The following is a 24,031-nucleotide window of genomic DNA, read 5'->3' on the forward strand; positions in this document are numbered from 1 at the left end:
TCGCGCCGATTTTCACGCAATCCGAATTATCGGAAGTGAATGATTGTATAGCGAGACTTCGTGGGATATCTGGATTTTTCGAATACGGATCGGCGTCCCGCTGGACTCCAATTCGGTAGCAGATTCCGCCCGAGAGTCGCTAGTGGGCCGGAGGCGACTGGCGTGACTGAACGGGCCCCAGACTGCCGACCTCGATGGCTGGCAACTGACCGTCGGCAGCGGCTACCGCGTAGACAGTGGCGGCGGTGTAGAAGGCGTCCTCGGTCATCAAGCCACGTTGGGCCAACTCGACCCGATCCACCGGGGTGCCCCATATCGTGCCGAACAGCTGCTTGAGCAGTGCGGGATCCGGGCGACGCAGGTTCAAATGTGGTTTTTGACTAGGGCGTGTCTGCTTAATGTGAATGGTGTTTTGGCTGATGCTGTTTGGGTGATGCGGACGCATGCGATTTCTGATGATTTGTGGTCGCTGATCGTGGCGGTGTTGCCTGCGGGGCGGCGGCGTGGCCGGCCGTGGAACGATCATCGACGTACTCTGGAGGGCATTATCTGGCGTTACCGTACGGGATCTCCGTGGTGTGACCTGCCCGAGCACTTCGGTCCCTGGCAATCGGTGGCCGAGAGGCATCTACGCTGGTCGGTCGATGGCATCTACGCGCGGATCTTCGCGGCGATCGCCTCTGACCTCGACGCCGAGGACGCCGACCTGGGCGCACTGTTGTCGGTCGATTCGACCAGTGTGCGCGCCCACCGACACGCAGCCGGAGCGCGCTCCGGGCGCCGCACAGGGGGATCTGTCGAATTACAAGAAATATCTCGATGAGCCCGATGACCACGCTATTGGGCGTTCCCGCGGCGGGCTGACTACCAAGATCCACGCCTTGACCGACCAGCTGTGCAGTCTGGTCACCCTGGCACTGTCGGCCGGTCAAGCCGGTGATAATCCGATGCTTTGGCCATTGCTGGCCGCCCGGTGCAGCAACTCATACGCCCCGTATCGCCTGCTGGCGGACAAGGCGTACTCCCATGATTCGACGCGGGCACAGCTGCGCCGGCTCAAGATCGCCCATACCATCCCCGAGCGCAGCGACCAGATCACCCGCCGCAAAGCTAAAGGCCGCAACAGAGGACGGCCTCCGGGGTTCTCAGGCCGAATCTACAAGCACCGCAACACCGTCGAGCGAAGCTTCAACCGGCTCAAACACTGGCGCGCGGTCGCCACCTGCTACGACAAATACGCCCTGACCTACCTCGGCGGTGTCACCCTGGCCGCCATCATCACCTACCACCGCGTCCGCAATTAGCAGACAGGACCTAGCCAGCTCATCGCGGCGGGCCACCGCGCGTGCGGCCATGAGGCGCCATTCCGGCAGCCGGGGGTCGCCGCGCAGCAGGTCCAGGAAATGCGCGACGGCAGGCAGGGACCGGGCGAAAAACAAGGTGCGGGTAGTCAGCCGCGCGGACACCGCAACCGCGTCGTCGCCAAGGGCGGAATTTTCTTCGGCAGTCAGCCACTGCGCCCTGACGTCCTCGGGAAAACCTGCGTCGTCGATGATGCCGGTTGCCAATTCGTAGTGGTGGGCGACCGTCTCCAGCGAGAGTTGGTAACTATCGCAGGGGACTTCGGCGGCAGCTAGCGCGGCCCGGTCACCGACGTTGCCGCTGGCGTCGGGGTGGTTCAAACTCCAGTGCCAGGCGGCCACCTGCTCCAATGCGGGCCAGGTAGGCCCACCGATCGCTGGCGCACAAGCTCAGCAGCGAAAGTACGTCGATATCGGCAACGTCAATGGCGTCGATGGCGTCGATCGCGGGCTCGGCGCTCTCCGCGGTGTCCAAAGCCACCGGCGTCGGCGGTGACCAGCGTTGCCGCCAGCGCTCCGACCACACGGTCGGGGGTGGGCCGGGCCGCACGGCGGTACTGGCTTGACCGCGGAGCACTTCTTGAAGCGCGAGCATCGCATCGGCGTGTTTGATGTCCACTCGCAAAGACCTCAACTGCTTTGCCAGATTCTGGCTCTCGCCGGCGCCAACGGTGTCCAGCAGGCGATTCCAGGTCCGCTGGGTAAACGGTGTACTGCGGGCCGTGTCGATCAGCTGATCCGCTAAAGCTGCTGGTAGCAAACCGGATTCGACGGCGTGCGCCAAGGTTTGCCGAATGTTGACCAGCGCATCGACGAAGACGGGGTAACCGTCTTGGGGATCGCCGTGCACCATCCCCACCTCGTCGTCTGCTTCCAGCAGCCCGTCCCGATAGCCTTCGAAAACCCAGCCGTAACCCTCTATGCGGAACGGGTGCAGCTCGGCGGCTCGCAATGCTCCCATGCTGGACGAACCGACGACCCGAATGCCGTCGGAGATCAGGGTCAGCAGTTCCTTGTGACGCACCGATGCCTGCTGGAAGAACAAGCCGTCGACAATGAGCAGCGCATCGCCGGGCCGCAGCTCGTAGCCAAGAGCGTGGCCGAACGCGATCGGCGGCACCACCTCAGCGTGGGGCACCACGGCGTGCACGTCGTCGGCGCTGATCGTGGGCCCGGCCGTGACGACGATCCGTCCGCCGGTTGTCGTGAATGTCACTGTTGCTCCTGCAGCGGGGTTCGCATCGGCGAGACTATCGAAGCGGACAAACCGGGGGCTATCACCTTCACCACCGGAACGCAGGCGTCGGCGAATTCGCAGACGACCGCGAGCGGCTCGGTGCCAGAACGTTTGGTCACCGCGGTCGCTGCGGTGGCCAGCAGCTCGCCCAGCGAGTTGGTGTAGTCGATGTGCCACGCGGTGGGTTCGGCGTCGGGCATCGATTGCATGGATCGGTGCACCGCCGCATAACTGTGAACCCGGGCGAACCGGTGGTAGATCGCTGAGGGCAGGTCCTCGCGGGCTCCGCTGATGGCGGTCAAGCGCGATTGTGCGGCTTCGGTGATCGCCCTGGACAGGGCGACATTGGGGTCATGGTGAAGTCCGCTGCCGCTGAACGGAACTTCCAACATCGGCGACGTCAGCTCGGCGGCTAAGCAATAGAAGCCGTCCCACGTGTCGATGCGAGCGACCTGCACTTCGCTTCCAGCTTGGTGGATCATTTGGACCAATTCGGCGCAGTCGGAGCGGGCGACGTCCTCGAGGGGGACATGGAAAAGGGTCGATCCGGGCTCGGCGGTGGCCATGCCGTGGCGCTCCATGATCTCGTAGAGCGCGTGCACTGTCGCTTCGTGGTAGCTGTTGCCCGAAGCCAATCCGGTGGTGTCCATGCTGAACATCGGAGGTCCCCAGGAATCGTTGACAGCGACATTCACCACGGTGGACAGCCACGGCACGAAGGTCCGTCGGCCGCTCAACAAAGTTGTCGCGACCATCCAGTCGAGCTTGGCCGAAGGGTGATACAGACTGCCTGCCGGCCGGTTGAGGTCGTCTGGGTCGTAGGTCAGCTCCGCCGTGAGATCCCTTGCCGGCGTTGCCAACATGGTGGGCGTGACGTTTTCAGCGTGCCAGTTTTCCAGGGACTCCATCACGGCCGACACCTGAGCGGCCCGGTAAGTGGTGGCTTTTCCCTGGCTCACCGACAAGGTCAGGGAGGCGGGGCGCACCGCCTGCACGGTGGGAATCCCGAGATCGTCGAGCCAGGTCAGGTCGGCGACGCGGGTGATTCCGGCTTGCGCCAGCAGCGGTTGGACCGCCTGCCAGGTTTGATCGGGAGAAATGGTCCGGTGAGTACCGGCTCGGTGCCCGATCGTGGTGGGGTCGGCGTGCCCGAGGAATCGAACCGGCCAGTGCGACCAATCCGGACCGTTCGGCTTTTGGGGCAACTGTCGCGTACCAAGCCGGGGAGGTTTGGACATTACTTCACGCTACTCAGTTCGAGCCGGCACAGGGGCCATGAAAAGTCGCTGAAAAAGATCCAGCGGGGTCTCATCGCGGGGGGGCGATGAGACCCAGCTGCCAGTCGGGGATCAGATGAGCGCTGAGCTCTCTCTGTCTGCTGTGCGAAGTGGTGTTCGGCGGGGATCTCAGTACTTGGGGGGGATGGGGGCGTATGCGATCCCCGCCGATGGTCTATTTAGTTGCTGCCCTTCGGGTGAAGGGGGGTCGGCGGGGGCCTCAATACTTGGGGGGGATGGGGGCGAAAGAGGCCCCCGCCGATTGGTCTATTTAGTTGCGGTGCTGGTAGCGGGTTCGTTTTCTTGTTTCGTTCCCGCGCTGAAAACAATTCTGCGGGGGGCGCGACCCCGTCGCTATCCCACAACCAGCTGATTGGAAGGGGAAATTCAGCTCCCCCAACCGCCCGATACTTCTTGTCCCCCGATTGGGGGACAAGAAGCGGCTGTCCGAGCGCCTGGCCCCCTCACCACCTGCGGCAAAACGCGTTAGTGTGCAAACCTTTACCCCACCGAGGCGTGAATGTGACTGTCGTTGAGCACTGTTGTCACACGGTGATTTGTGCGTCCGGAGCTCCACGACTGACAGGTGAAAACGGGTGATGACACAGCAGTCAGACGGTGCACCACGGACTTGCCGCGCGGGCGGACCGGCGCTGGCCCTTCGATTCCTGGCGTTGACCGCCGGGGTGTTCGGGGTGTCGGCGGCCGCGGCGGCTCCGATACACGCGGACATGATGGGCAATGCCTTCCTGACGGCCTTGAACAACGCCGGCATCTCCTACAGTCAGCCCGCCGCAGCCATGGCAATGGGCAGGTCGGTGTGCCCGATGGCGGTGGAGCCGAACGGCACGTTCGAGTCCGTGGTGGCCAGGATGGTCGACAAGAACGGGATGCCCCGCGAGACCGCGGCCGCGTTCACCGTGGTCGCGATAGCGACCTATTGCCCGGCGGTGATCTACCCCCTGCTGCCCAACCGGCTGCAGGCCTGACCCACTGGGCCCATCCGGGCTGATTGTGAGCCTGCCCGGCGTGCCCGTAACCTCTAGCGAGTGGTCGACGACAGGCACGGTCGCGGTGGGCAGCGACGACTGCGATCGGCGTCGGGCGACGCAGCACGTCGCGGTCCACGGCGGGATCGTGACGGTTCGTGGTCGGGCCCGGGCCGAGCGCGTCCGGCTCAGCCGCAAAACGCATCCGGTGACGGGACCCGCGCGCGGCCGGAAGGTCCGGCGGTGCCGCCCGGCGTGGACGCCAAGCAACTGGCACCCGAGATCCGGCGTGAATTGAGCACCCTGGACCGGGCGACCGCCGACGCCGTCGCCCGCCACCTGGTGGCAGCCGGTGAGCTGCTCGATGAGGACCCGCAGGCCGCGTTGGCGCACGCGCGCGCGGCTCGGGCGCGCTCCAGCAGGATCGCCGTGGTTCGTGAAGCCGTTGGCATCGCGGCCTATCACTGCGGTGATTGCGGTCAGGCCCTGGCCGAGTTGCGAGCGGCGCGCAGGATGGGCAGCAAGTCCGCGTTGCTAGCGCTGATGGCTGACTGTGAGCGTGGCCTCGGGCGCCCGCAGCGGGCCATCGACCTGGCCCGCGGTCCCGAAGCGACGCAGCTCAGCGGTGACGACGCCGACGAGTTGCGGATTGTCGCCGCGGGGGCCCGGGCAGATCTGGGACAGCTGGAGCAGGCGCTGACCCTGTTGTCCACACCGCAGCTGGATCCGGACCGGACCGGCTCGACCGCGGCTCGGCTTTTCTACGCCTACGCCGACACGTTGCTGGCGCTCGGCCGTCGCGACGAGGCGCTGCATTGGTTTCTGCTATCGGCGGCCGCCGATAGCGAAGGCGTCACCGACGCCGAGGACCGAGTCGACGAACTGGCCGAGTAGCGGTGAAAAACATTGCGCAGGAATATGACTGCCTGCTGATCGACCTGGACGGGACGGTGTTCCGCGGCAGCCAGCCCACCGAAGGCGCGGTCGAGTCGCTGGATGAGGTCACGGCGCGCAAGCTGTTTGTCACCAACAATGCGTCGCGCAGCGCCGGCGAGGTCGCGGTGCACTTGCGCGAGCTCGGCTTCACGGCCACCAGCGAAGACGTTGTCACCAGCGCTCAGAGTGCCGCTCATCTGCTGGCCGCCGCCCTGCCGCCGGGTTCTAAGGTACTGATCGTGGGCACCGACGCGCTGGCCGACGAAATCAGCGCGGCCGGTCTGCGTCCGGTGCGCCGTTTCGAGGACCAACCCGATGCCGTCGTCCAGGGGCTTTCCCTGACCATCGGGTGGCCCGAGCTTGCCGAGGCGGCGCTGGCTATCCGGGCCGGCGCGTTGTGGGTGGCCGCCAATGTCGACAAAACGCTGCCCACCGAGCGCGGTCTGCTGCCGGGCAACGGATCGTTGGTGGCCGCGCTGCGAACCGCCACCGGCGCGCAGCCCCAGGTGGCGGGCAAGCCCGGGCCACAACTGATGAAAGACGCCGTGGGGCGTGGCGACTTCCGTGCCCCGCTGGTGATCGGCGACCGGCTGGACACCGATATCGAGGGGGCCAACGCCGCCGGGTTGCCCAGTCTCATGGTTCTCACCGGGGTCAACAGCGCACGGGATGCGGTGCATGCCGATCCCGTTTGCCGGCCCACATATATCGGCCATGACCTGCGCTCGCTGCGCCAGGACTGCGCCGCGTTGGTGGTAGCACCGCAGGCCGGCTGGCGAGTGCAGATCGACGGCGCGGCGGTGACGGTCTGTGCCAACGGCGAGCAGGCGGGCGACGATCTGTCGATCGTGCGTGCCGTCGCGTGCGCGGTGTGGGATGCCCAGTTCGGCGGCCGGCCGTTCACCGTGAACGGCGGTGACGACCACGCGTGGAAGGCCCTGCACCGCTGGTCCCTGGTGCACAGCGAGTAGCGGCCAACTAGCGTAGGGAGTCCGATGACTATTGATCCTGACCAAATTCGCACAGAAATCGAATCGCTACTCGCTCAATTGCCCGAGGTCGCGGATGGTGCAAACGGGCCGTCTCTGGCTGAGCTGGAAGACATTGCCCGTCGCCTTTCGGAGGCACACGACGTGTTGTTGCAGGCCTTGGAGTCGGCGGAGAAAGGTTGAGTGCGGCGTGGCACGGCGTACCCGCGTTGACGCCGAGCTGGTGCGCAGGGGATTGGCACGTTCCCGCCAGCAGGCCGCGGAATTGATCAGCGCCGGCAAAGTGCGCATCGATGGCCTGCCGGCGGTGAAGCCAGCCACCGCGGTGGCGGCTACGGCCGCGCTGACGGTCGCTGCCGACAGCGAACGCGGCTGGGTATCACGCGGAGCCCACAAGCTGATCGGTGCCTTGGAAGTTTTCGGCATTGACGTGCACGGCCGTCGCTGTCTTGATGCGGGCGCGTCGACCGGGGGGTTCACCGAGGTGCTGTTTGACCGCGGCGCGGCCGAGGTGGTCGCCGCCGACGTCGGGTACGGCCAGCTTGCGTGGTCGCTGCGCAGTGATCCGCGGGTGATTGTCATCGAGCGGACCAACGTTCGCGACCTCTCCCCGGCGGCCATAGGCGGGCAGGTCGACCTGGTGGTGGCCGATTTGTCGTTCATCTCGCTGACCACGGTGTTGCCCGCGCTGGCTGCGTGTGCTTTGCCGCACGCCGATATCGTTCCGATGGTGAAGCCACAGTTTGAGGTCGGCAAGGGCCAGGTCGGTGCTGGCGGAGTGGTGCAAGATCCCGGCCTGCGCGCCGGGTCGGTGCTGTCGGTCGCGCGGCGCGCCGGGGAGCTAGGCTGGCACACCGTCGGTGTCACGGCAAGCCCCCTGCCCGGTCCATCGGGAAACGTCGAATACTTCCTGTGGCTGCGCGCCCAGACCGATCGGCCGTTGTCCGATGACGCGCTTTCGGATGCGATCCAAACTGCCGTGGCCGAAGGTCCGGGCCGACAACCGGCCGGGCACGCGGAACGAGGCCCGCAGTGACCGCCACCCGTACCGTCCTGCTGGTGGTCCACACCGGGCGCGACGAAGCCACTGAAACCGCACGACGGGTTGAGAAGGTCCTGGGTGACAACGGTATTGCCCTTCGGGTGCTCTCGGCGGAGGCGGTAGACCGGGGGTCGCTGCATCTGGCGCCCGACGACATGCGGGCCTTGGGCGTCGATATCGAAGTGGTTGACGCGGATCCGCGCGCCGCCGACGGCTGCGAGTTGGTCTTGGTGCTCGGCGGCGATGGCACCTTCCTGCGGGCCGCTGAGCTGGCCCGCAACGCGCAGATTCCGGTGCTCGGCGTCAACCTGGGGCGGATCGGCTTCCTCGCCGAAGCCGAGGCTGAGGCCATCGACCGGGTGCTCGACCACGTGGTGGCGCGCGACTACCGGGTAGAGGAACGCCTGACGCTGGACGTCGTCGTGCGCAAGGCCGGCTGCGACCTCGAAAAGGGATGGGCGCTCAACGAGGTCAGCCTGGAAAAGAGACCCCGGCTGGGGGTGCTGGGGGTGGTCGTCGAAATAGACGGGCGACCCGTGTCGGCGTTCGGATGTGACGGGGTGTTGGTGTCGACTCCTACCGGATCCACCGCCTATGCCTTCTCGGCGGGTGGTCCGGTGCTCTGGCCGGATCTGGAAGCGATTCTGGTGGTGCCCAACAATGCCCACGCCCTGTTCGGGAGGCCGATGGTGACCAGCCCCGAGGCCACGATCGCCGTCGAGATCGAGCCGGACGGGCACGATGCCATGGTGTTCTGCGACGGTCGCCGCGAGATGTTGATGCCGGCCGGCAGCCGGCTGGAGGTGACCCGTTGTGACACCCCGGTGAAGTGGGCCCGCCTGGACAGCGCGCCGTTCACCGATCGCCTGGTCCACAAGTTCCGCCTGCCGGTGACCGGCTGGCGCGGGAAGTAGCGGCTCGCACCTGTGCTGACCGAGATACGAATTGAATCGCTTGGCGCCATCAGCGCCGCGACCGCGGAGTTCGATCGTGGCCTGACCGTGCTGACCGGCGAGACGGGCACCGGCAAGACGATGGTGGTCACCGGACTGCACCTGCTCGGTGGTGCCCGCGCCGACGCCAACCGGGTTCGTTCGGGTGCTGACCGCGCGATCGTCGAGGGCCGTTTCACCACCGTCGATCTGGACCAGAGCGCGACCGCACACCTGGATCACATGCTCGACGCGTCGGGGGCAGATCGTGACGAGGACGGCAGTTTGATCGCGCTGCGGTCGGTCAGCAGCTCCGGTCCGTCGCGGGCGTATCTGGGCGGGCGCAGTGTGCCGGCCAAGTCGTTGAGCAATTTCACCAACGAACTCCTCGCCCTGCATGGGCAGAACGACCAGCTGAGGCTGATGAGGCCCGAGGAACAGCGCGGGGCGTTGGACCGCTTTGCTACCAGCGCCAGCGCACTACAGCGCTACCGCAAGCTGCGTGACACCTGGCTGTCGGCACGACGTGATCTGCTGGACCGCCGCAACCGGGCTCGAGAGCTGGCCCAGGAGGCGGATCGGCTGCAGTTTGCGCTCAACGAGATCGACGCCGTCGACCCGCAGCCCGGGGAGGACGACGCGTTGGTGGCCGACATCGCGCGGCTCTCCGAGCTGGACACGCTGCGCGAGGCCGCGTCGGCGGCGCGCGCCGCGTTGTCGGGCGCATCGGAAGAAGCATTCGGGACCGGTGCCGCCGAGTGTCTGGGCCGGGCCCGAGCGGCCCTGGAATCCAGCGACGACGCCACCCTGCAGGCCCTGGCCAAGCAGGTCAGCGACGCGCTGGCGGTGGTCTCCGATGCGGCCGGGGAACTCGGCTCCTATGTGGATGCCCTGCCGGCCGACGCCAGCGCTTTGGACACCAAGCTGGCTCGCCAAGCGCAATTGCGCACGCTGACCCGCAAGTATGCCGCCGACATCGACGGGGTCTTGGCGTGGGCCCAGGACTCACGTGCCCGGCTGGCCGCACTCGACGTGTCCGAGGAAGGTCTGGCAGCGCTGCAACGCCGTGCCGGCGAGCTGGAGCATGAAGTCGCGCAGGCGGCGGCCGAGCTCAGCAGGACGCGGGCCAAGGCGGCCAAGCGGCTGGCCAAGGAGGTCACCGCCGAGTTGTCCGCTTTGGCGATGGCCGATGCCGAATTCACCATCGCCGTCGGCGTCGAGGTGGCTGACGAGGACGATGCCGCCGCGTTGACCTTGCCGACCGGCGAGCGGGTCCGCGCCGGTGGTGACGGTGTCGACCTGGTTGAATTCGGCTTCGCGGCGCACCGTGGAATGACGGTGCTGCCGCTGGCCAAGAGCGCGTCCGGCGGCGAGCTGTCCCGGGTGATGCTGGCGCTCGAGGTCGTGCTGGCGGCATCGGCGGCCGGCACCACGATGGTTTTCGACGAGGTCGACGCCGGCGTGGGAGGCTGGGCGGCAGTCCAGATCGGGCGCCGCCTGGCGCGGCTGGCGCGCACTCATCAGGTCATCGTCGTCACGCACCTGCCGCAGGTCGCCGCGTACGCCGACGTGCATCTGATGGTGCACAGCACCAAGGGCGGTACCAGCGAGGTGCGGCGGCTCTCCGACGATGAGCGCGTCGGCGAGCTGGCCCGGATGCTGGCCGGGCTCGGGGAGTCCGACAGCGGTCGTGCGCATGCCCGTGAGCTGCTCGATACCGCGCGGAACGACAAGGATTAGCCAGCGATTAGTCAGCGCGCGTCGCTGTCTTGTTGAAATACGGCAACAAATCGGCGAACAACCCCGCAATGGGGTTGTGACAGGTGTGACGACATATAACTTATGGGGCTGATGTTACGGCGCGCCTCCCCGCCTAGGCCGCGCTTCACCGACAGAATCCCCCCCATGAAGATGTCTGCGCTTCTGTCCCGTAACACCGCTCGGCCCGGCTTGATCGGCACCGCCCGGGTTGATCGGAATATCGACCGACTGCTGCGCAGGGTGTGTCCCGGCGACATCGCGGTCCTCGATGTGCTGGACCTGGACCGCATTACCGCAGACGCGCTGGTGGAATCCGGTGTCGCCGCCGTCGTCAACGCTTCGTCGTCGGTCTCGGGTCGCTATCCCAACCTGGGCCCCGAGGTGTTGGTCAACAACGGCGTCACCCTCATCGACGAGACCGGGCTGGAGATCTTCAAGAAGGTCAAGGACGGGTCCAAGGTGCGCCTCTACGAGGGCGGGGTGTACTCGGGTGACCGGCGGCTGATCCGCGGCACCGAGCGCACCGATCATGACATCGCCGATCTGATGCGGGAGGCCAAGAGCGGACTGGCTGCCCACCTGGAGGCGTTCGCCGGCAACACAATTGAGTTCATCCGCAGCGAAAGCCCTTTGTTGATCGACGGAATCGGCATTCCCGATATCGGCGTCGACATGCGCCGCCGGCACGTGGTGATCGTCGCCGAAGAGCCGAGCGCCGCCGATGATCTGAAGTCTTTGAAGCCGTTCATCAAGGAGTACCAGCCTGTTCTCGTCGGTGTCGGCACCGGCGCTGACGTGTTGCGCAAGGCGGGCTACCGGCCGCAGCTCATCGTCGGCGACCCCGACCAGATCAGCACCGAGGTGCTCAAGTGCGGTGCCCAGGTGGTGTTGCCCGCCGATGCGGACGGCCACGCCCCGGGGCTCGAGCGGATCCAGGATCTCGGGGTCGGTGCGATGACATTTCCCGCCGCCGGCTCGGCCACCGATCTGGCGCTGCTGCTAGCCGATCACCACGGCGCGGCGCTGCTGGTCACCGCCGGTCACAACGCCAACATCGAGACGTTCTTCGACCGCACCCGGGTGCAGAGCAACCCGTCGACCTTCCTGACCCGGCTGCGGGTGGGGGAGAAGCTGGTTGACGCCAAAGCCGTCGCAACGCTGTACCGCAACCACATTTCGGCCGGGGCGATTGCGTTGTTGGCCCTGACGATGCTGATCGCCATCATCGTTGTCTTGTGGGTGTCACGCACCGATGGGGTGGTGGTGCACTGGATCGTCGACTACTGGAACCGCTTCTCCCTTTGGGTGCAGCACCTGGTCACCTAACTTTTCGAGGACGGTGCTTCTATGATCTCGTTACGCCAACACGCGATCTCGCTGGCGGCTGTCTTTCTGGCACTGGCGATCGGCGTGGTGCTGGGTTCGGGCTTCTTCTCGGACACCTTGCTGTCGAGTCTGCGTAACGAGAAGCGCGATCTCTATACGCAGATCGGCACTCTCAATGATCAGCGCAACGCTCTCAACGAGAAACTTAGCGCAGCAAACGATTTCAATAATCAGATGCTGGGCCGCATCGTCCATGACGCTCTCGCCGGGAAATCGGTGATCATCTTCCGGACTCCGGATGCCAGTGACGACGACGTCGCCGCGGTGACAAAGATCGTCGCGCAGGCCGGGGGCTCGGTGCCCGGAACCGTGTCGTTGACCCAGGAGTTCGTGGAAGCCAACTCCGCGGAGAAGCTGCGTTCGGTGGTGGACTCGACCGTCCTGCCGCCCGGCGCGCAACTGAGCACCAAGCTCGTCGACCAGGGATCGCAGGCCGGGGACTTGCTCGGGATCGCCCTGCTGACCAGTGCCAAACCGGACCCGGCGGCGGGCCCGGGCGTGGATGACGCACAGCGCGACACCGTGCTGGGTGCCCTGCGGGAAACCGGGTTCATCACCTATCAGCCCAGCGATCACATCGGCGCAGCAAACGCCGCCATCGTCATCACCGGCGGCGCGCTGCCCGCCGATGCCGGCAACCAGGGTGCCAGCGTGGCGCGATTCGCCGCGGCGCTGGCGCCGCACGGGTCCGGCACCGTGCTGGCCAGTCGGGACGGTTCCTCGACCGGCGCCGCGGCCGTCGCGGTGGCCCGGGCCGATCCCGGGATGGCGGCCACCATCAGCACGGTCGACGATGTTGACGTTGCCCCCGGGCGGATCACCACGATCCTTGCCCTGCACGATCTCATCAACGGCGGTCATCCGGGGCAGTACGGCACCGGCCACGGTGCGACGTCGGTCACGGTCGCTCAGTAACTCCACTCGGGCGTGTTATCCGCGGGCTAGCGCTGCGGATGTTAGGGTGGGTTTCCGTGGGTCGGCAGGCCTAGCTGGTTGCGGCTAGGAATGTCCGAAGAATTCAAACCCTGCCCGTCTTCACGGAGGTCTCTCACTTGCGTAGGCATCCGCAAACCGCTACTAAGCACCTCTTCGTCAGCGGTGGTGTCGCTTCTTCACTCGGCAAAGGACTGACGGCAAGCAGCCTCGGTCAATTGTTGACCGCCCGCGGTCTGCGGGTGACCATGCAGAAGCTCGACCCGTATCTCAATGTCGATCCGGGCACCATGAATCCGTTCCAGCACGGTGAAGTCTTCGTCACCGAAGACGGCGCCGAAACCGACCTCGACGTCGGCCACTATGAGCGATTCCTGGATCGCGGCCTATCCGGGTCGGCGAATGTCACCACCGGGCAGGTCTATTCGACGGTGATCGCCAAGGAGCGCCGTGGCGAGTACCTCGGCGACACGGTTCAGGTGATCCCACACATCACCGACGAGATCAAGCGGCGCATCATGGCGATGGCCGAGCCCAACGCGGACGGCCGCCGCCCCGATGTCGTCATCACCGAAATCGGCGGCACGGTAGGCGATATCGAATCTCAGCCATTCCTCGAGGCCGCCCGCCAGGTGCGCCACGACCTGGGGCGCGAGAACGTCTTCTTTCTCCATGTGTCGCTGGTCCCATACCTGGCCCCCTCGGGGGAGCTCAAGACCAAACCGACCCAGCACTCGGTGGCCGCACTGCGCAGCATCGGTATCACTGCGGACGCACTCATCCTGCGCTGTGACCGTGATGTTCCCGAAGCGCTGAAGAACAAGATCGCCCTGATGTGTGACGTGGACATTGACGGCATCATCTCCACCCCGGACGCGCCCTCGATCTACGACATCCCCAAGGTGTTGCATCGCGAGGAGCTCGACGCGTTCGTGGTACGCCGGCTCAACCTGCCCTTCCGCGACGTCGACTGGACCGAGTGGGACGATTTGCTGCGCCGGGTGCACGAACCGAAGGAAACGGTTCGAATTGCTCTGGTGGGTAAATACGTTGAGCTTTCCGACGCTTACCTGTCGGTGATCGAGGCAATACGGGCCGGCGGATTCAAACATCGGGCCAAGGTCGAAATCAGCTGGGTGGGCTCCGACGACTGCCAGACCGACGGAGGCGTCGCCAGCGCCTTGGGCGATGTCCACGGGGTGCTGATTCCCGGCGGGTTCGGTATCCGGGGCATCGAGGGCAAGATCAGCGCCATCAGCTACGCGCGGTCGCGCGGTCTGCCGGTGTTCGGGCTCTGCCTGGGGCTGCAGTGCATTGTGATCGAAGCCGCCCGCTCGGTGGGGCTGACCGAGGCCAATTCGGCCGAGTTCGAGCCCGGTACACCTGACCCGGTGATCTCCACGATGGCCGATCAGGAACACATCGTGTCCGGCCAGGCCGATCTGGGTGGCACCATGCGGCTCGGTGCCTATCCCGCCGTATTGGAATCGGGTTCCATTGTGGCCGAGGCATATCAATCGACCAAGGTGTCCGAACGGCACCGGCACCGCTACGAGGTCAACAATGCCTACCGGGAGCGGATTGCCGAAAGTGGGCTGCGCTTCTCGGGGATCTCACCCGACGGCCACTTGGTTGAGTTCGTCGAATATCCGCCCGAGCAACACCCGTTCGTGGTGGGCACCCAGGCTCACCCCGAGCTGAAGAGCCGGCCTACCCGGCCGCATCCGCTGTTCGCCGCGTTCGTCAAGGCGGCTATCGACTACAAAGAGGGCGAGCTGCTTCCGGTGGAGATGCCCGAGCGGGTTTCCAACGGCGCTGAGCGGCGCGATCAGGTCGGGCAGTCGATACCTGAGCCCGCAAACCGTGGCTGAGCAGGACTTCGAGACGATCTCGTCCGAAACCTTATATACCGGGGCCATTTTCGCGCTGCGTGGAGATCGGGTGCGGATGCCCGGTGACACCACTGCGGTGCGCGAAGTCATCGAGCACTACGGAGCGGTTGCCATCGTCGCGATGGATGACGACGGCAATATCCCGATGGTCTACCAGTACCGCCACGCGTTCGGGCGGCGGCTGCTGGAACTTCCCGCCGGGCTGCGCGATGCCGCGGGAGAACCCTCCCATGTCACCGCGGCGCGCGAACTGCATGAGGAGGCGGGTCTGCAGGCTGAGCACTGGCAGGTGCTCATCGACCTGGACTCCGCGCCCAGATTCAGCGACGAGTCGGTGCGGGTCTATCTGGCCACCGGGCTCAGTGAAGTCGAGCAGCCCGAGGGGCATCACGAAGAAGCCGATATGACAGTGCGGTGGTTTCCCCTCACCGAGGCGGTGCGCAAGGTGTTCACCGGCGAGATCGTCAACGCCATCGCGGTGGCCGGCGTCTTGGCCGCCCACTCCATCTCCACCGGGCTGGCCCAGCCGCGCCCGCTGGACAGTCCCTGGATCGACAGACCGACGGCATTCATGGCGCGGAAGAATTCGCGGTGAGCACGCTGACCCTGGACACGCAGTTGCAGGGTTATCTCGACCATTTAGCGATCGAACGTGGCGTTGCCGCCAACACGTTGAGCTCCTATCGGCGGGACCTGCGCCGCTACTCCAAGCACCTCGAAGACCGGGGGATCACCGATTTAGCCAAGGTGGGCGAGGACGATGTGAGCGAGTTCCTGGTCGCCCTGCGACGGGGAGATCCCGAATCCGGAGTGCTCGGGCTGTCGGCGGTGTCAGCAGCCCGGGCGCTGATTGCGGTGCGAGGGTTGCATCGGTTCGCGGCCGCCGAGGGACTGGCCGCGCTGGATGTGGCGCGCGCCGTGCGTCCGCCCACACCGGGCCGGAGGCTGCCCAAGAGTCTGACCATCGATGAGGTGCTGGCCCTGCTCGAGGGTGCCGGTGGTGACAATCCGGCGGACGGCCCGCTGACGCTGCGCAACCGGGCATTGCTGGAGCTGTTGTATTCCACCGGATCTCGGATCTCCGAGGCGGTCGGACTCGATGTCGACGATATCGATACGCAGGCCAGGACGGTGTTGTTACAGGGCAAGGGCGGTAAGCAGCGGCTGGTGCCGGTGGGGCGTCCCGCGGTACAAGCCTTGGACGCCTATCTGGTGCGCGGACGTCCGGAGCTCGCCCGCCGCGGCCGCGGCACCCCGGCGATTTTCCTCAACGCGCGCGGCGGTCGCCTGTCGCGCCAAAGCGCTTGGCAGGTGTTGCAGGATGCGGCCGAACGCGCCGTTATCACCTCGGGGGTATCGCCGCACATGCTGCGCCATTCGTTTGCGACTCATCTGCTGGAGGGCGGCGCGGATGTCCGGGTGGTGCAGGAGCTTCTGGGGCATGCCTCGGTGACAACGACGCAGATCTACACGCTGGTCACCGTGCACGCGCTGCGCGAAGTGTGGGCCGGCGCGCACCCCCGGGCCACCTAGCGCGGGTCACCCCAAGTAGTCGGATTCGAGCACCAGATCCGATACCAGGTTTTGGTACTCGAGGTGGGTCTTGTGCTCGGTGGTGTCCCACAGCGTGCCTTGATGGTGCCGCATGTATTCGTGGTACTCGGGAGCGCCGGGCACCTTGACGTTGTCGGCCACCACGATCGAGCCCCGATGCAGCCACTCCCGGTCCAGGATGCTTTGCAGGTCGTCGAGGTAGGCCTTCTTGTCGTGATCGACAAAGACGAAATCGAGCGCACCGGGGGCGAATCCGTGCTCGGTCGCGAGTGCATCCAGGGTGCGTCCGCCGTCGCCAATGGTGCCCACGACACATGTCACGCGATCGGCAACGCCCGCATGAGCCCAGATCTGTCGGGCGTTGGCGGCGTTGGCTTCGGCAAGTTCGACGGAGTAGACCTTGGCCTGCGGTGCGGCCCGGGCGATCCGCAGAGCGCCATACCCGCAGTAGGTGCCCAGTTCCAGCGCCAGCGCCGGATCGGCGCGCCGCACCGCGGCATCGAGTAGCAGCCCCTTCTCGTCGCCGACGTTGACCAGGATGGACTTTTCGTAGGCGAACTTGTCGATGGCGGCCAGCACGTCGTCGATATCGCCGGCGCGGGCGTGCTCAAGCACATAGTCGACAGCCGCTGCCTCGCGGCCGTCGCCGACCTGGCCCGTGCTGAGCAGGGTGCGAAATGCCAGTGCCAGCCGCAATACCGACCACCGCAACGGAGCGAAGCGTGCGTTGACCCTCATCGAGTCCACGCTACCGCTTTCGCGGGTCAGTTGATTTCGTCACATCGCGCGCCATTTGACCAGGCACGTTCGACCCGCGCGGCACGCGCATCAATTGTTTGGAAAAGCTAGTTTGACACGCCGAATTTTCAAGAAATTGTCGAACAAGTGAGCACGGCTATGAACCGCGATCGCGCCAGATCCGAGGCAACCGCAGGCCAGCGCTGCGGTCTGTGGCTCAGCGGCGCCCGGGAGTCGGTGGCGACCACGTCGATCGTCGGTTTGTATGCGCTGAGCGCGGGTCTGGTATCTGAAACCGGTTGTGTGACTTCGAATGCCGACTTTGCCAACGTGCCGCTGCCGAATTACTCCGATTTTGTGGTGGGCGGACGAGACCTCACCACCACCTCGTTGGTCAAGCGCGCGGAGACCCTGGTGGAAGCCGGACTTCTGCCGCACCAGGTGGTGGCCACACTCTCCGATCGGCTGGCAGCCACCGACGACGAGATCGTCGGTCCTTCTTGTGTGGCCACGCCGGATCCCTGCAGTGCCGGTGCGAGCACCCAAGCCGAACTGGTCGACCGGCTCTGCGATGCGATGGCCTCGTTCATATCGCGTCATGGGCTGGATGGTTTGGTTGTCATCGACGTCGCGTCGACCGAACCGCCGGTTGCCGATCTACCGGAGTACCGCGACCCGCAACTGTTGCGTCTCGCGCTGGGCGAGAAGAACCGAGCGCTGCTGCCGGCGAGTGCGCTGACGACGCTGGCCGCAATACGCACCGGCGCCGGCTATGCCTGTTTCACGCCGTCGCCGTCTTTGGGTATCCCCGCGCTGCGCCAACTCGCTGCCGAGGCCGACATCAGCTACGCGGGTCAGGATGCCAAGACAGGCCAGACCTTGCTGCGCACGGTGTTGGCGCCAATGTTTGCCAGCCGCGCGATGAACGTTCACTCATGGGCCGGGTCGAACTTGCTGGGGGGCGGTGACGGCGCCACCTTGGCTGACCCGGTCGCGGTGCAGTCCAAGCTCGCCAGCAAGCAGCGTGGCATCCAGCAGATGCTCGGCGGCCACGTCACCGCTCCGCTGCACATCGACTATGTGCCCGATCTGGGGGAAACCAAGGTTGCGTGGGACTTGATCCATGCAACGGGATTTCTGGGCGGCCAGATCACGCTGCAAACTACCTGGTCTGCACCGGATTCCGCGCTGGCTGCGCCGCTGGTTCTCGACGTGGCACGACTTCTGTCGATGGCCCGAATGCGCGGTGCGCACGGCGTGGTGGGGGAGCTCGGTTTCTTTTTCAAGGAGCCGTGGGGATCCTCGACGCGCTCCCTGGCGGCGCAGTACGAAGCACTGCACCAGTGGGCCAACTCCTTGTCGACACCGGATTCAGCTGAGCTGTGAAACCCAAGGCGTACCTCGACCTGATGAGGGCGCCTGCTGCACTTACCGTTCTCGGTGACAGCGTCGTTGGCGCGATGTGGTCAGGACGCCCGTTGGGAGGACGGCGCCTGGCGCTACCGCTGGCATCCGCCCTGTTGTATTGGAGCGGGATGGTGCTCAACGACTGGGCCGACCGCAAGCGTGACGCCGTTGAGCGTCCCGAGCGTCCGATTCCCTCCGGCGACGTGTCACCCGCGGCGGCCACCGTCTTGGCCGCCGCCGGAGTCGCCGCAGCGACGGCGGCGGGAGGCCGCCAGGGCCTCGCCGCTGCGGGCCGCATCACGCTGTGTGTGGTGGCCTACGACGTGGCCGCCAAGGACACCGCGGCCGGGCCCCTGGTGATGTCGGGCTGCCGGTTCTTCGATGTGATGCTTGGCGCCGCGCCACATTATCGCCGCGCCCTGATTCCTGCCTCGGTCATCGGCCTGCACACCACCGCGATCACGGTACTGTCCCGCAGCGAGGTAACGGGATCCGACCGCCGCATGCTGGCTCTGGTAGGAGGTGCCGCTGCGGCGGTGGCGACGTCGGCCGTTGCCGCCGCAGCCGGTGGGCCAGCCGGATACCGCGTGGCGCTGCCGGTTGCGGTCTACTCCTGGGCATTTGGGCCCAGTTTGTGGAACGCGTGGCAGCAACCCACCGCTGAGGCGATTCGCAGCGCGGTACGTAGCGGAATCGCCTCGATGATCGCGGCACAGGCCATGCTGGCCGCGCGCTCACCGCGGTCGCGCACCATGCTTGCGCTGTGCGGTCTTGCTATTTTTTTGCGGCTGAAAGTTTCTGCGCCGAAACCCACCGAGGTGACCTGATGCACGTTGGCTACAACACCAATAGTTTGGCTGATCATCCGATTGCTGAAGCGCTGGCTTTGATCGCCGAAGAGGGTTACAGCGCCGTCGCCTTGACCGTTGGCTATCCGCATGTGCGGCCCATGGACTCCGATCTCGGTGCGCAACTCGATGCACTGGGTTGCCTGCTGGACACATACGGGTTGACGGTGGCAATCGAGACGGGCGCCCGCTATCTGCTGGATCCGCACAACAAACACAAACCGTCACTGGTTGATGTCGCCGCGCAGCCGCGCATCGAGTTCTTGCAGCGGGCAATCGATATCGGTGCCGAACTGGGGGCAACCTGCGTATCGCTATGGTCAGGATATTCGGTCAGCTACAGTGACGCCGCCACCACGCGTGACCTCTTGCTCGGTAGGCTCTCTCGCCTGGTGGAGTACGCAGACCGCAAGTCGGTCATGCTGGGCTTCGAGCCCGAACCGGGCATGTTTGTGGAAACCGTCCAACAAGCGCTGGGGCTGTGCAGCGAGTTGGGTGATCCTGCGCGACTTGGCATCACGCTCGACGTCGGACACTGCGTGATGACCGAGCCCGCCGGGGCCGAGGCGGCAATCGTGGAACTGGGGGACAAGCTGGTCAACGTTCACCTGGACGACATGACACCGCTCAAACATGAACACCTTGAGTTCGGTTACGGCGCGTTGGATCTGGGTGCGGTGATGGACGCGCTGCAGGTGGCGGGCTTCGCCGGGGTGGCTTCTGTCGAGCTGCCCCGACACGCCCATGACGCACCCAAGGTGGCGCGCCGCAGCATGAATTCGATCAAGCTTGCCCAGCTGCCCCTGCAGGTTCGCACGTGGCTCGCGGAGGCCGCCGCGGTGCTACGGCGGGACCCCGAGAAGGTTCTGGAGCTCTTCTCCGGCGCGCAGCGCCAGATGCCGACCTCCTCGGATGAGGCTACTGTCTTGGTGCGCGGGCGGCTGGTTGCCACTCTGGTGGCCGAAACCCCGGACGTCACCGCAGGTCAGCTGATCGACAAGTTGTACCGATGGGGCGATAGCGACGAGCGCCTCGGCGTCTTCTGCGGTCTCGAGACCGCGGCGTCGGACGAGACGCTGGGGCCCGACGCGACCAGGGTCGGTGTGGGCCTCGCCGAAGATGCCCTGCGGTGCAACGATCCGCGCCTGGTCGCCGCGGCGCTCGGCGGCTTCGGCGCCCGATTCCTGGCCCAGCACAGTTGGCGTGACGGAGTGATGAAGTTGGTCTTCATGGGTGTCCCACTGCGCGGCGTATCGGGCTTGCGCAGTCGCGCTGACACCGAGTTGGGTCGCATGGCTACGGATTACGCAAGTGAACGCGCTGCGGTCGGCCGAATGATCCCGGCCGATGCGCAGCTGCTGCAACGATTGTGTGCTACCGAAGTGGAGGCTTTGAAGTGAGGATCTTCGACCCGCACATCCACATGACATCACGCACCACAGACGACTATGAAGCGATGCATCGAGCGGGTGTGCGCGCGGTCGTCGAACCGGCCTTCTGGCTGGGGCAACCTCGCACCGGCCCGTCCTCATTCATCGACTATTTCGACAGCCTCATCGGCTGGGAACGCTACCGGGCATCACAGTTCTGGATTGCCCACAACTGCACCATCGCGCTCAATCCCAAGGAAGCCAACGACAGTCGATGTCGGGAGGTGCTTGATCAGATCCCGCGGTATCTGTCGAAGAGTGGGGTCGTTGCCGTCGGTGAGATCGGCTACGACTCGATGACCCCGGAGGAAACGGCGGTATTCGAGACACAGTTGGAGATGGCGGCCGAACGTGGTCTTCCTGCGCTCGTTCACACTCCCCACCGCGATAAACTCGGCGGCACCTTGGCCAGCATCGAAGTGGCCGATCGGGTAGGGATCGATCCTGGCCTGGTGCTGCTGGACCACCTCAATGAGGTGACTATTGAGCCTGCGCGCGACAGCGGCTGTTGGATGGGCTTCTCCATCTATCCGGATACCAAGATGGACGAAGCACGGATGGTCGTGCTGATGCAGCGGTTTGGGCTGGACCGCATAATCGTCAACTCGGCCGCGGATTGGGGGCGATCCGATCCGCTCAAGACGGCGAAGACCGCGCGGGCCATGCTGACGGCGGGCTTCACCGACGACGACGTCGATCGGGTGCTGTGGCGCAATCCCGTCGAGTTCTACAGCCATAGCGGACAGCTTCGCTTGCTCAGTGATGAGCAGGAGGCGGCGTTTGCCGGCAACACCATCAATCGTGGGGAAAAGCCGTGATGTTGTCATACTGCAGCAATGTTGTTGCAGCGGAGAACATGTCAGCACTAGAGCAGCGGTTGGCAACGGTGTTTGCGCCGGCACGCGAGCTCGCCGGCGTCGAAACGCTGGGCGTGGGGCTATGGTTACCCGCCCGCACCATGGCCGGCCTAGCCGATGACCCCGCCGCGCGCCGTCGGCTGGCGGCGATTCTGGCGCACCATGGGCTCGCTGTGGTGACCATGAATGCCTTTCCCTATGGCTCCTTCCACGGAACCTCGGTGAAGCACGCCGTGTATCGGCCGGATTGGACGACGCCAGAACGCATTGCCTACACGCGCTGCTGTGCCGAGGTGCTCGGCGAGCTACTCGGCGACACGGACCATGGCACCATTTCGACGCTGCCGTTGGGCTGGGCTGAGCAGTGGAGCGATGAGTCCGAAGCGGCGGCGCTGCGCAACTTGTCGGCGCTCGGCGATGAGCTGCGGCAAATCGAAGAGCGCACCGGGCGCCGGATCCGGTTGGCGATCGAACCAGAGCCGGGCTGCGTCATCGGATCTTGTCGGGACGCAATCGAGTGGTTTGGTCGGGCCAACCTGGACCCCCGATACCTGGGTCTGTGCTTGGACACCTGCCACCTGGCCGTGATGCACGAGACCCTGGGCGAGGTAGTGAGCGGGCTGGCTGGAATCGGAGTCGAGGTGGTAAAGAACCAGGCATCCAACGCAATCCAGATTGATGAACTCGCAGACGAGCGTGTGGGGCAAGCCTTTGCCGAGTTGTCGGGGTCGCCGTATCTGCACCAGGTCAACGGTGTCACCGGTGATGGGCAACCGTGGTTTCGGGATGACCTTTCGTTCGCGGACCCGTCGATACCAAGATCGGGTAGTGCCAGGTGCACTACCACGTTCCGCTTCATCTCGACCCGCCCGCGCCGCTGCGCACCACCTCACACATCCTGGCCGAGGTGATGACCATGTTCGGTAACGGGACGCTGTCAGACAGGGCCGACCTGGAGGTCGAGACCTATACCTGGGAGGTGCTTCCGGCGTCGCTTCGCAAAGCCAGCCTGGCCGAAGACATCGCCGGCGAGATCGGCTGGCTTGACCAGCTTTTGCGGGTAGGGGATCCGGCGTGACTCAACGGGTGCTGCTGATCAACGTGGTGGGGCTCACCGAGCCGCTGCTGCCGAACATGCCCAATCTCGCCGCGTTGGCGGCTCGGGGTGCGATGCGCCATCTGGCCCCGGTGTTTCCGGCGGTCACCTGTTCGGTGCAGTCATCGATGGTCACCGGCTTGATGCCCAATCAGCATGGAATTGTCGCCAACGGCTGGTACTTCCGTGAACTCGGCGAAGTTCTGCTGTGGCGCCAGAGCAATAAGCTGGTTGCGGGGGAGAAGGTTTGGGAGACCGCGGCAAGTCGTTTCCCGGGATACACTTCGGCGAACGTCGGGTGGTGGTATGCGATGAATGCCAGCAACGATGTGATCGTGACGCCGCGGCCGGTGTATCACCAGGATGGACGCAAGTCCCCGGATTGCTATGTCGTCCCGTCGGATCTGCACGACATCTTGACCGACAAGCTGGGGACGTTTCCGCTGTTCCAGTATTGGGGTCCGACCGCCAACATCACGTCGTCACGCTGGCTGGTGGATGCGCCGATAGAGATTCTGCAGCGCTATTCACCCACCTTGCTCACCGCCTACATTCCGCATCTGGACTACGACTTTCAACGCTACGGCCCGCACTCGGCCGCCGCGAGCACAGCGGCAGCCGATGTCGACGCGGCGTTGGGGCCATTGCTGGGCTACGCCGCGGAGCATGACCTGACGACCATCGTCGTCTCCGAGTACGGGATCTCTCCGGCGCAACGGCCGGTGGACATCAATCGGATGCTCAGGACCGAAGGGTATCTGAGGGTCTACACCCAGCAGGGCCGCGAGTACCTGGATCCTTGGACCTCGCGAGCTTTTGCGGTGGCCGACCATCAAGCGGCGCATGTGTATGTGCGCGACGAGTCCGATATCACCACAGTGGCCAGCCTGATCAAACGGCTGGACGGGGTGGACGACGTGCTGGATCGAAGCAAGCAGCAGGCGTGGTCGATTGATCACCCCCGGGCCGGAGAGTTGGTGGCCGTCGCCGAACCTGCGGCGTGGTTTACCTACTACTACTGGCTCGACGATGGTCGGGCCCCGGAGTTCGCGCCCTGCGTGGACATTCACCGCAAGCCCGGCTATGACCCCGCCGAGCTGTTGATGAACCCCGATGATCGGGCCGCCAAGGCCAAGGCTGCCGCCGCACTCGCCAAAAAGTGGCTGGGGCTTCGCTACACCATGAACGTCATCGCCCTCAACGGTGCCGCGGTGGGAGGCACCCACGGAAGACTTCCCGACTCTGATGAGGAACGGCCGGTGATCATCACGTCTGCCCCGGAACTGTTGGCGGCAACGTCGGGGCGGCTGCTGGTAACCGCCATCCGCGACCTCGTTCTCAACGCCCATGATTCGTAGATAATCGG

21 protein-coding genes and 3 pseudogenes are annotated in these 24,031 nt (G+C 65.4%); 20 read left to right on the forward strand and 4 right to left on the reverse strand.

The window, feature by feature from the left end:
• Window positions 1–139 precede the first annotated feature (139 nt).
• Window positions 140–379, reverse strand: a pseudogene (locus tag G6N41_RS16975) (TfuA-like protein); the annotation flags it as partial.
• Window positions 380–430: 51 nt separating this feature from the next.
• Between G6N41_RS16975 and G6N41_RS16980 the strand changes: the two are divergent.
• Window positions 431–1,304 (forward strand): annotated as a pseudogene (locus tag G6N41_RS16980) (IS5 family transposase).
• Between the two features lie 9 nt (window positions 1,305–1,313).
• Here G6N41_RS16980 and G6N41_RS16985 read toward each other — a convergent pair.
• A pseudogene (locus tag G6N41_RS16985) lies at window positions 1,314–2,577 on the reverse strand (TfuA-like protein); the annotation flags it as partial.
• Complete coding sequence (locus G6N41_RS16990) at window positions 2,574–3,836, reverse strand: YcaO-like family protein (RefSeq protein ID WP_198965200.1); 1,263 nt, start codon at window positions 3,834–3,836, stop codon at window positions 2,574–2,576. The pseudogene G6N41_RS16985 and the gene G6N41_RS16990, both read right to left, overlap by 4 nt.
• Before the next feature lie 638 nt (window positions 3,837–4,474).
• Between G6N41_RS16990 and G6N41_RS16995 the strand changes: the two genes are divergently transcribed.
• The 12 genes from G6N41_RS16995 to xerD all read left to right on the forward strand — a co-directional run bounded on the left by G6N41_RS16995 (window position 4,475) and on the right by xerD (window position 16,268).
• Window positions 4,475–4,864 carry a DUF732 domain-containing protein gene (locus G6N41_RS16995; RefSeq protein ID WP_198965201.1) on the forward strand — a complete coding sequence of 130 codons (390 nt, stop codon included), beginning with the start codon at window positions 4,475–4,477 and terminating at the stop codon, window positions 4,862–4,864.
• A gap of 60 nt (window positions 4,865–4,924) precedes the next feature.
• Window positions 4,925–5,758: a tetratricopeptide repeat protein gene (locus G6N41_RS17000; protein ID WP_198965202.1), complete on the forward strand. Its 834-nt coding sequence runs from the start codon at window positions 4,925–4,927 to the stop codon at window positions 5,756–5,758.
• A gap of 2 nt (window positions 5,759–5,760) precedes the next feature.
• Window positions 5,761–6,771 carry an HAD-IIA family hydrolase gene (locus G6N41_RS17005; protein WP_198965203.1) on the forward strand — a complete coding sequence of 337 codons (1,011 nt, stop codon included), beginning with the start codon at window positions 5,761–5,763 and terminating at the stop codon, window positions 6,769–6,771.
• Window positions 6,772–6,795: 24 nt separating this feature from the next.
• The gene (locus tag G6N41_RS17010) at window positions 6,796–6,972 is read left to right on the forward strand and encodes a hypothetical protein (protein WP_012394238.1); all 177 of its coding nucleotides are present in this window, start codon (window positions 6,796–6,798) and stop codon (window positions 6,970–6,972) included.
• 7 nt (window positions 6,973–6,979) lie between these two features.
• The gene (locus G6N41_RS17015) at window positions 6,980–7,825 is read left to right on the forward strand and encodes a TlyA family RNA methyltransferase (protein ID WP_198965204.1); all 846 of its coding nucleotides are present in this window, start codon (window positions 6,980–6,982) and stop codon (window positions 7,823–7,825) included.
• Window positions 7,822–8,745 (forward strand): NAD kinase, encoded by a 924-nt coding sequence (locus tag G6N41_RS17020; RefSeq protein WP_198965205.1) that lies wholly within the window; start codon window positions 7,822–7,824, stop codon window positions 8,743–8,745. Before G6N41_RS17015 ends, G6N41_RS17020 begins: the two co-directional genes overlap by 4 nt.
• A gap of 12 nt (window positions 8,746–8,757) precedes the next feature.
• Window positions 8,758–10,503, forward strand: coding sequence for a DNA repair protein RecN (gene recN / locus G6N41_RS17025; RefSeq protein ID WP_198965206.1), 1,746 nt, complete (start codon window positions 8,758–8,760; stop codon window positions 10,501–10,503).
• A gap of 165 nt (window positions 10,504–10,668) precedes the next feature.
• On the forward strand, window positions 10,669–11,850 hold the full coding sequence (steA, locus tag G6N41_RS17030) for a putative cytokinetic ring protein SteA (protein ID WP_198965207.1): 1,182 nt from the start codon (window positions 10,669–10,671) through the stop codon (window positions 11,848–11,850).
• Window positions 11,851–11,871: 21 nt separating this feature from the next.
• Entirely contained in the window at window positions 11,872–12,825 is a 954-nt protein-coding gene (locus G6N41_RS17035) for a copper transporter (RefSeq protein WP_198965208.1), read from the forward strand.
• Between the two features lie 137 nt (window positions 12,826–12,962).
• The gene (locus G6N41_RS17040) at window positions 12,963–14,714 is read left to right on the forward strand and encodes a CTP synthase (RefSeq protein WP_198965209.1); all 1,752 of its coding nucleotides are present in this window, start codon (window positions 12,963–12,965) and stop codon (window positions 14,712–14,714) included.
• A complete protein-coding gene (locus G6N41_RS17045) occupies window positions 14,707–15,330 on the forward strand; it encodes an NUDIX domain-containing protein (protein WP_198965210.1) in 624 nt (207 codons plus the stop codon). The genes G6N41_RS17040 and G6N41_RS17045 overlap by 8 nt, the downstream gene beginning before the upstream one ends.
• Complete coding sequence (gene xerD, locus G6N41_RS17050; protein ID WP_198965211.1) at window positions 15,327–16,268, forward strand: site-specific tyrosine recombinase XerD; 942 nt, start codon at window positions 15,327–15,329, stop codon at window positions 16,266–16,268. Before G6N41_RS17045 ends, xerD begins: the two co-directional genes overlap by 4 nt.
• Before the next feature lie 6 nt (window positions 16,269–16,274).
• On the opposite strand, the gene G6N41_RS17055 is transcribed toward xerD, so the two are convergent.
• A complete protein-coding gene (locus G6N41_RS17055; RefSeq protein ID WP_198965212.1) occupies window positions 16,275–17,027 on the reverse strand; it encodes an O-methyltransferase in 753 nt (250 codons plus the stop codon).
• Between the two features lie 159 nt (window positions 17,028–17,186).
• Between G6N41_RS17055 and G6N41_RS17060 the strand changes: the two genes are divergently transcribed.
• The 7 genes from G6N41_RS17060 to G6N41_RS17085 are packed head-to-tail and all read left to right on the forward strand — an operon-like array spanning window position 17,187 to window position 24,023.
• Window positions 17,187–18,413, forward strand: a complete 1,227-nt coding sequence (locus tag G6N41_RS17060; protein ID WP_198965213.1) for an inositol-3-phosphate synthase — start codon at window positions 17,187–17,189, stop codon at window positions 18,411–18,413.
• A gap of 23 nt (window positions 18,414–18,436) precedes the next feature.
• On the forward strand, window positions 18,437–19,261 hold the full coding sequence (locus G6N41_RS17065) for a UbiA family prenyltransferase (protein ID WP_231608553.1): 825 nt from the start codon (window positions 18,437–18,439) through the stop codon (window positions 19,259–19,261).
• Window positions 19,261–20,682: an EboA domain-containing protein gene (locus G6N41_RS17070; RefSeq protein ID WP_198965215.1), complete on the forward strand. Its 1,422-nt coding sequence runs from the start codon at window positions 19,261–19,263 to the stop codon at window positions 20,680–20,682. Before G6N41_RS17065 ends, G6N41_RS17070 begins: the two co-directional genes overlap by 1 nt.
• Window positions 20,679–21,530, forward strand: coding sequence for a TatD family hydrolase (locus tag G6N41_RS17075; protein ID WP_198965216.1), 852 nt, complete (start codon window positions 20,679–20,681; stop codon window positions 21,528–21,530). Before G6N41_RS17070 ends, G6N41_RS17075 begins: the two co-directional genes overlap by 4 nt.
• Window positions 21,531–21,568: 38 nt before the next feature.
• Complete coding sequence (gene eboE / locus G6N41_RS17080) at window positions 21,569–22,480, forward strand: metabolite traffic protein EboE (protein ID WP_231609022.1); 912 nt, start codon at window positions 21,569–21,571, stop codon at window positions 22,478–22,480.
• Window positions 22,480–22,647 carry a hypothetical protein gene (locus G6N41_RS28740; RefSeq protein WP_231608554.1) on the forward strand — a complete coding sequence of 56 codons (168 nt, stop codon included), beginning with the start codon at window positions 22,480–22,482 and terminating at the stop codon, window positions 22,645–22,647. Before eboE ends, G6N41_RS28740 begins: the two co-directional genes overlap by 1 nt.
• Complete coding sequence (locus tag G6N41_RS17085; RefSeq protein ID WP_198965217.1) at window positions 22,644–24,023, forward strand: alkaline phosphatase family protein; 1,380 nt, start codon at window positions 22,644–22,646, stop codon at window positions 24,021–24,023. The genes G6N41_RS28740 and G6N41_RS17085 overlap by 4 nt, the downstream gene beginning before the upstream one ends.
• The last annotated feature ends 8 nt before the right edge of the window (window positions 24,024–24,031 follow it).

Source organism: Mycobacterium shottsii, assembly GCF_010728525.1.
Lineage (GTDB): Bacteria > Actinomycetota > Actinomycetes > Mycobacteriales > Mycobacteriaceae > Mycobacterium > Mycobacterium marinum.

Coding starts and splice junctions, on each gene's coding strand:
- G6N41_RS17065 (WP_231608553.1), top strand. CDS start 18,437: ATGAGGGCGCCTGCTGCACTTACCGTTCTCGGTGACAGCGTCGTTGGC.
- steA (WP_198965207.1), top strand. CDS start 10,669: ATGAAGATGTCTGCGCTTCTGTCCCGTAACACCGCTCGGCCCGGCTTG.
- G6N41_RS17010 (WP_012394238.1), top strand. CDS start 6,796: ATGACTATTGATCCTGACCAAATTCGCACAGAAATCGAATCGCTACTC.
- G6N41_RS17060 (WP_198965213.1), top strand. CDS start 17,187: ATGAACCGCGATCGCGCCAGATCCGAGGCAACCGCAGGCCAGCGCTGC.
- G6N41_RS16995 (WP_198965201.1), top strand. CDS start 4,475: ATGACACAGCAGTCAGACGGTGCACCACGGACTTGCCGCGCGGGCGGA.
- G6N41_RS16990 (WP_198965200.1), bottom strand. CDS start 3,836: ATGTCCAAACCTCCCCGGCTTGGTACGCGACAGTTGCCCCAAAAGCCG.
- G6N41_RS17070 (WP_198965215.1), top strand. CDS start 19,261: ATGCACGTTGGCTACAACACCAATAGTTTGGCTGATCATCCGATTGCT.
- G6N41_RS17055 (WP_198965212.1), bottom strand. CDS start 17,027: ATGAGGGTCAACGCACGCTTCGCTCCGTTGCGGTGGTCGGTATTGCGG.
- eboE (WP_231609022.1), top strand. CDS start 21,569: ATGTCAGCACTAGAGCAGCGGTTGGCAACGGTGTTTGCGCCGGCACGC.
- G6N41_RS17035 (WP_198965208.1), top strand. CDS start 11,872: ATGATCTCGTTACGCCAACACGCGATCTCGCTGGCGGCTGTCTTTCTG.
- G6N41_RS28740 (WP_231608554.1), top strand. CDS start 22,480: ATGACCATGTTCGGTAACGGGACGCTGTCAGACAGGGCCGACCTGGAG.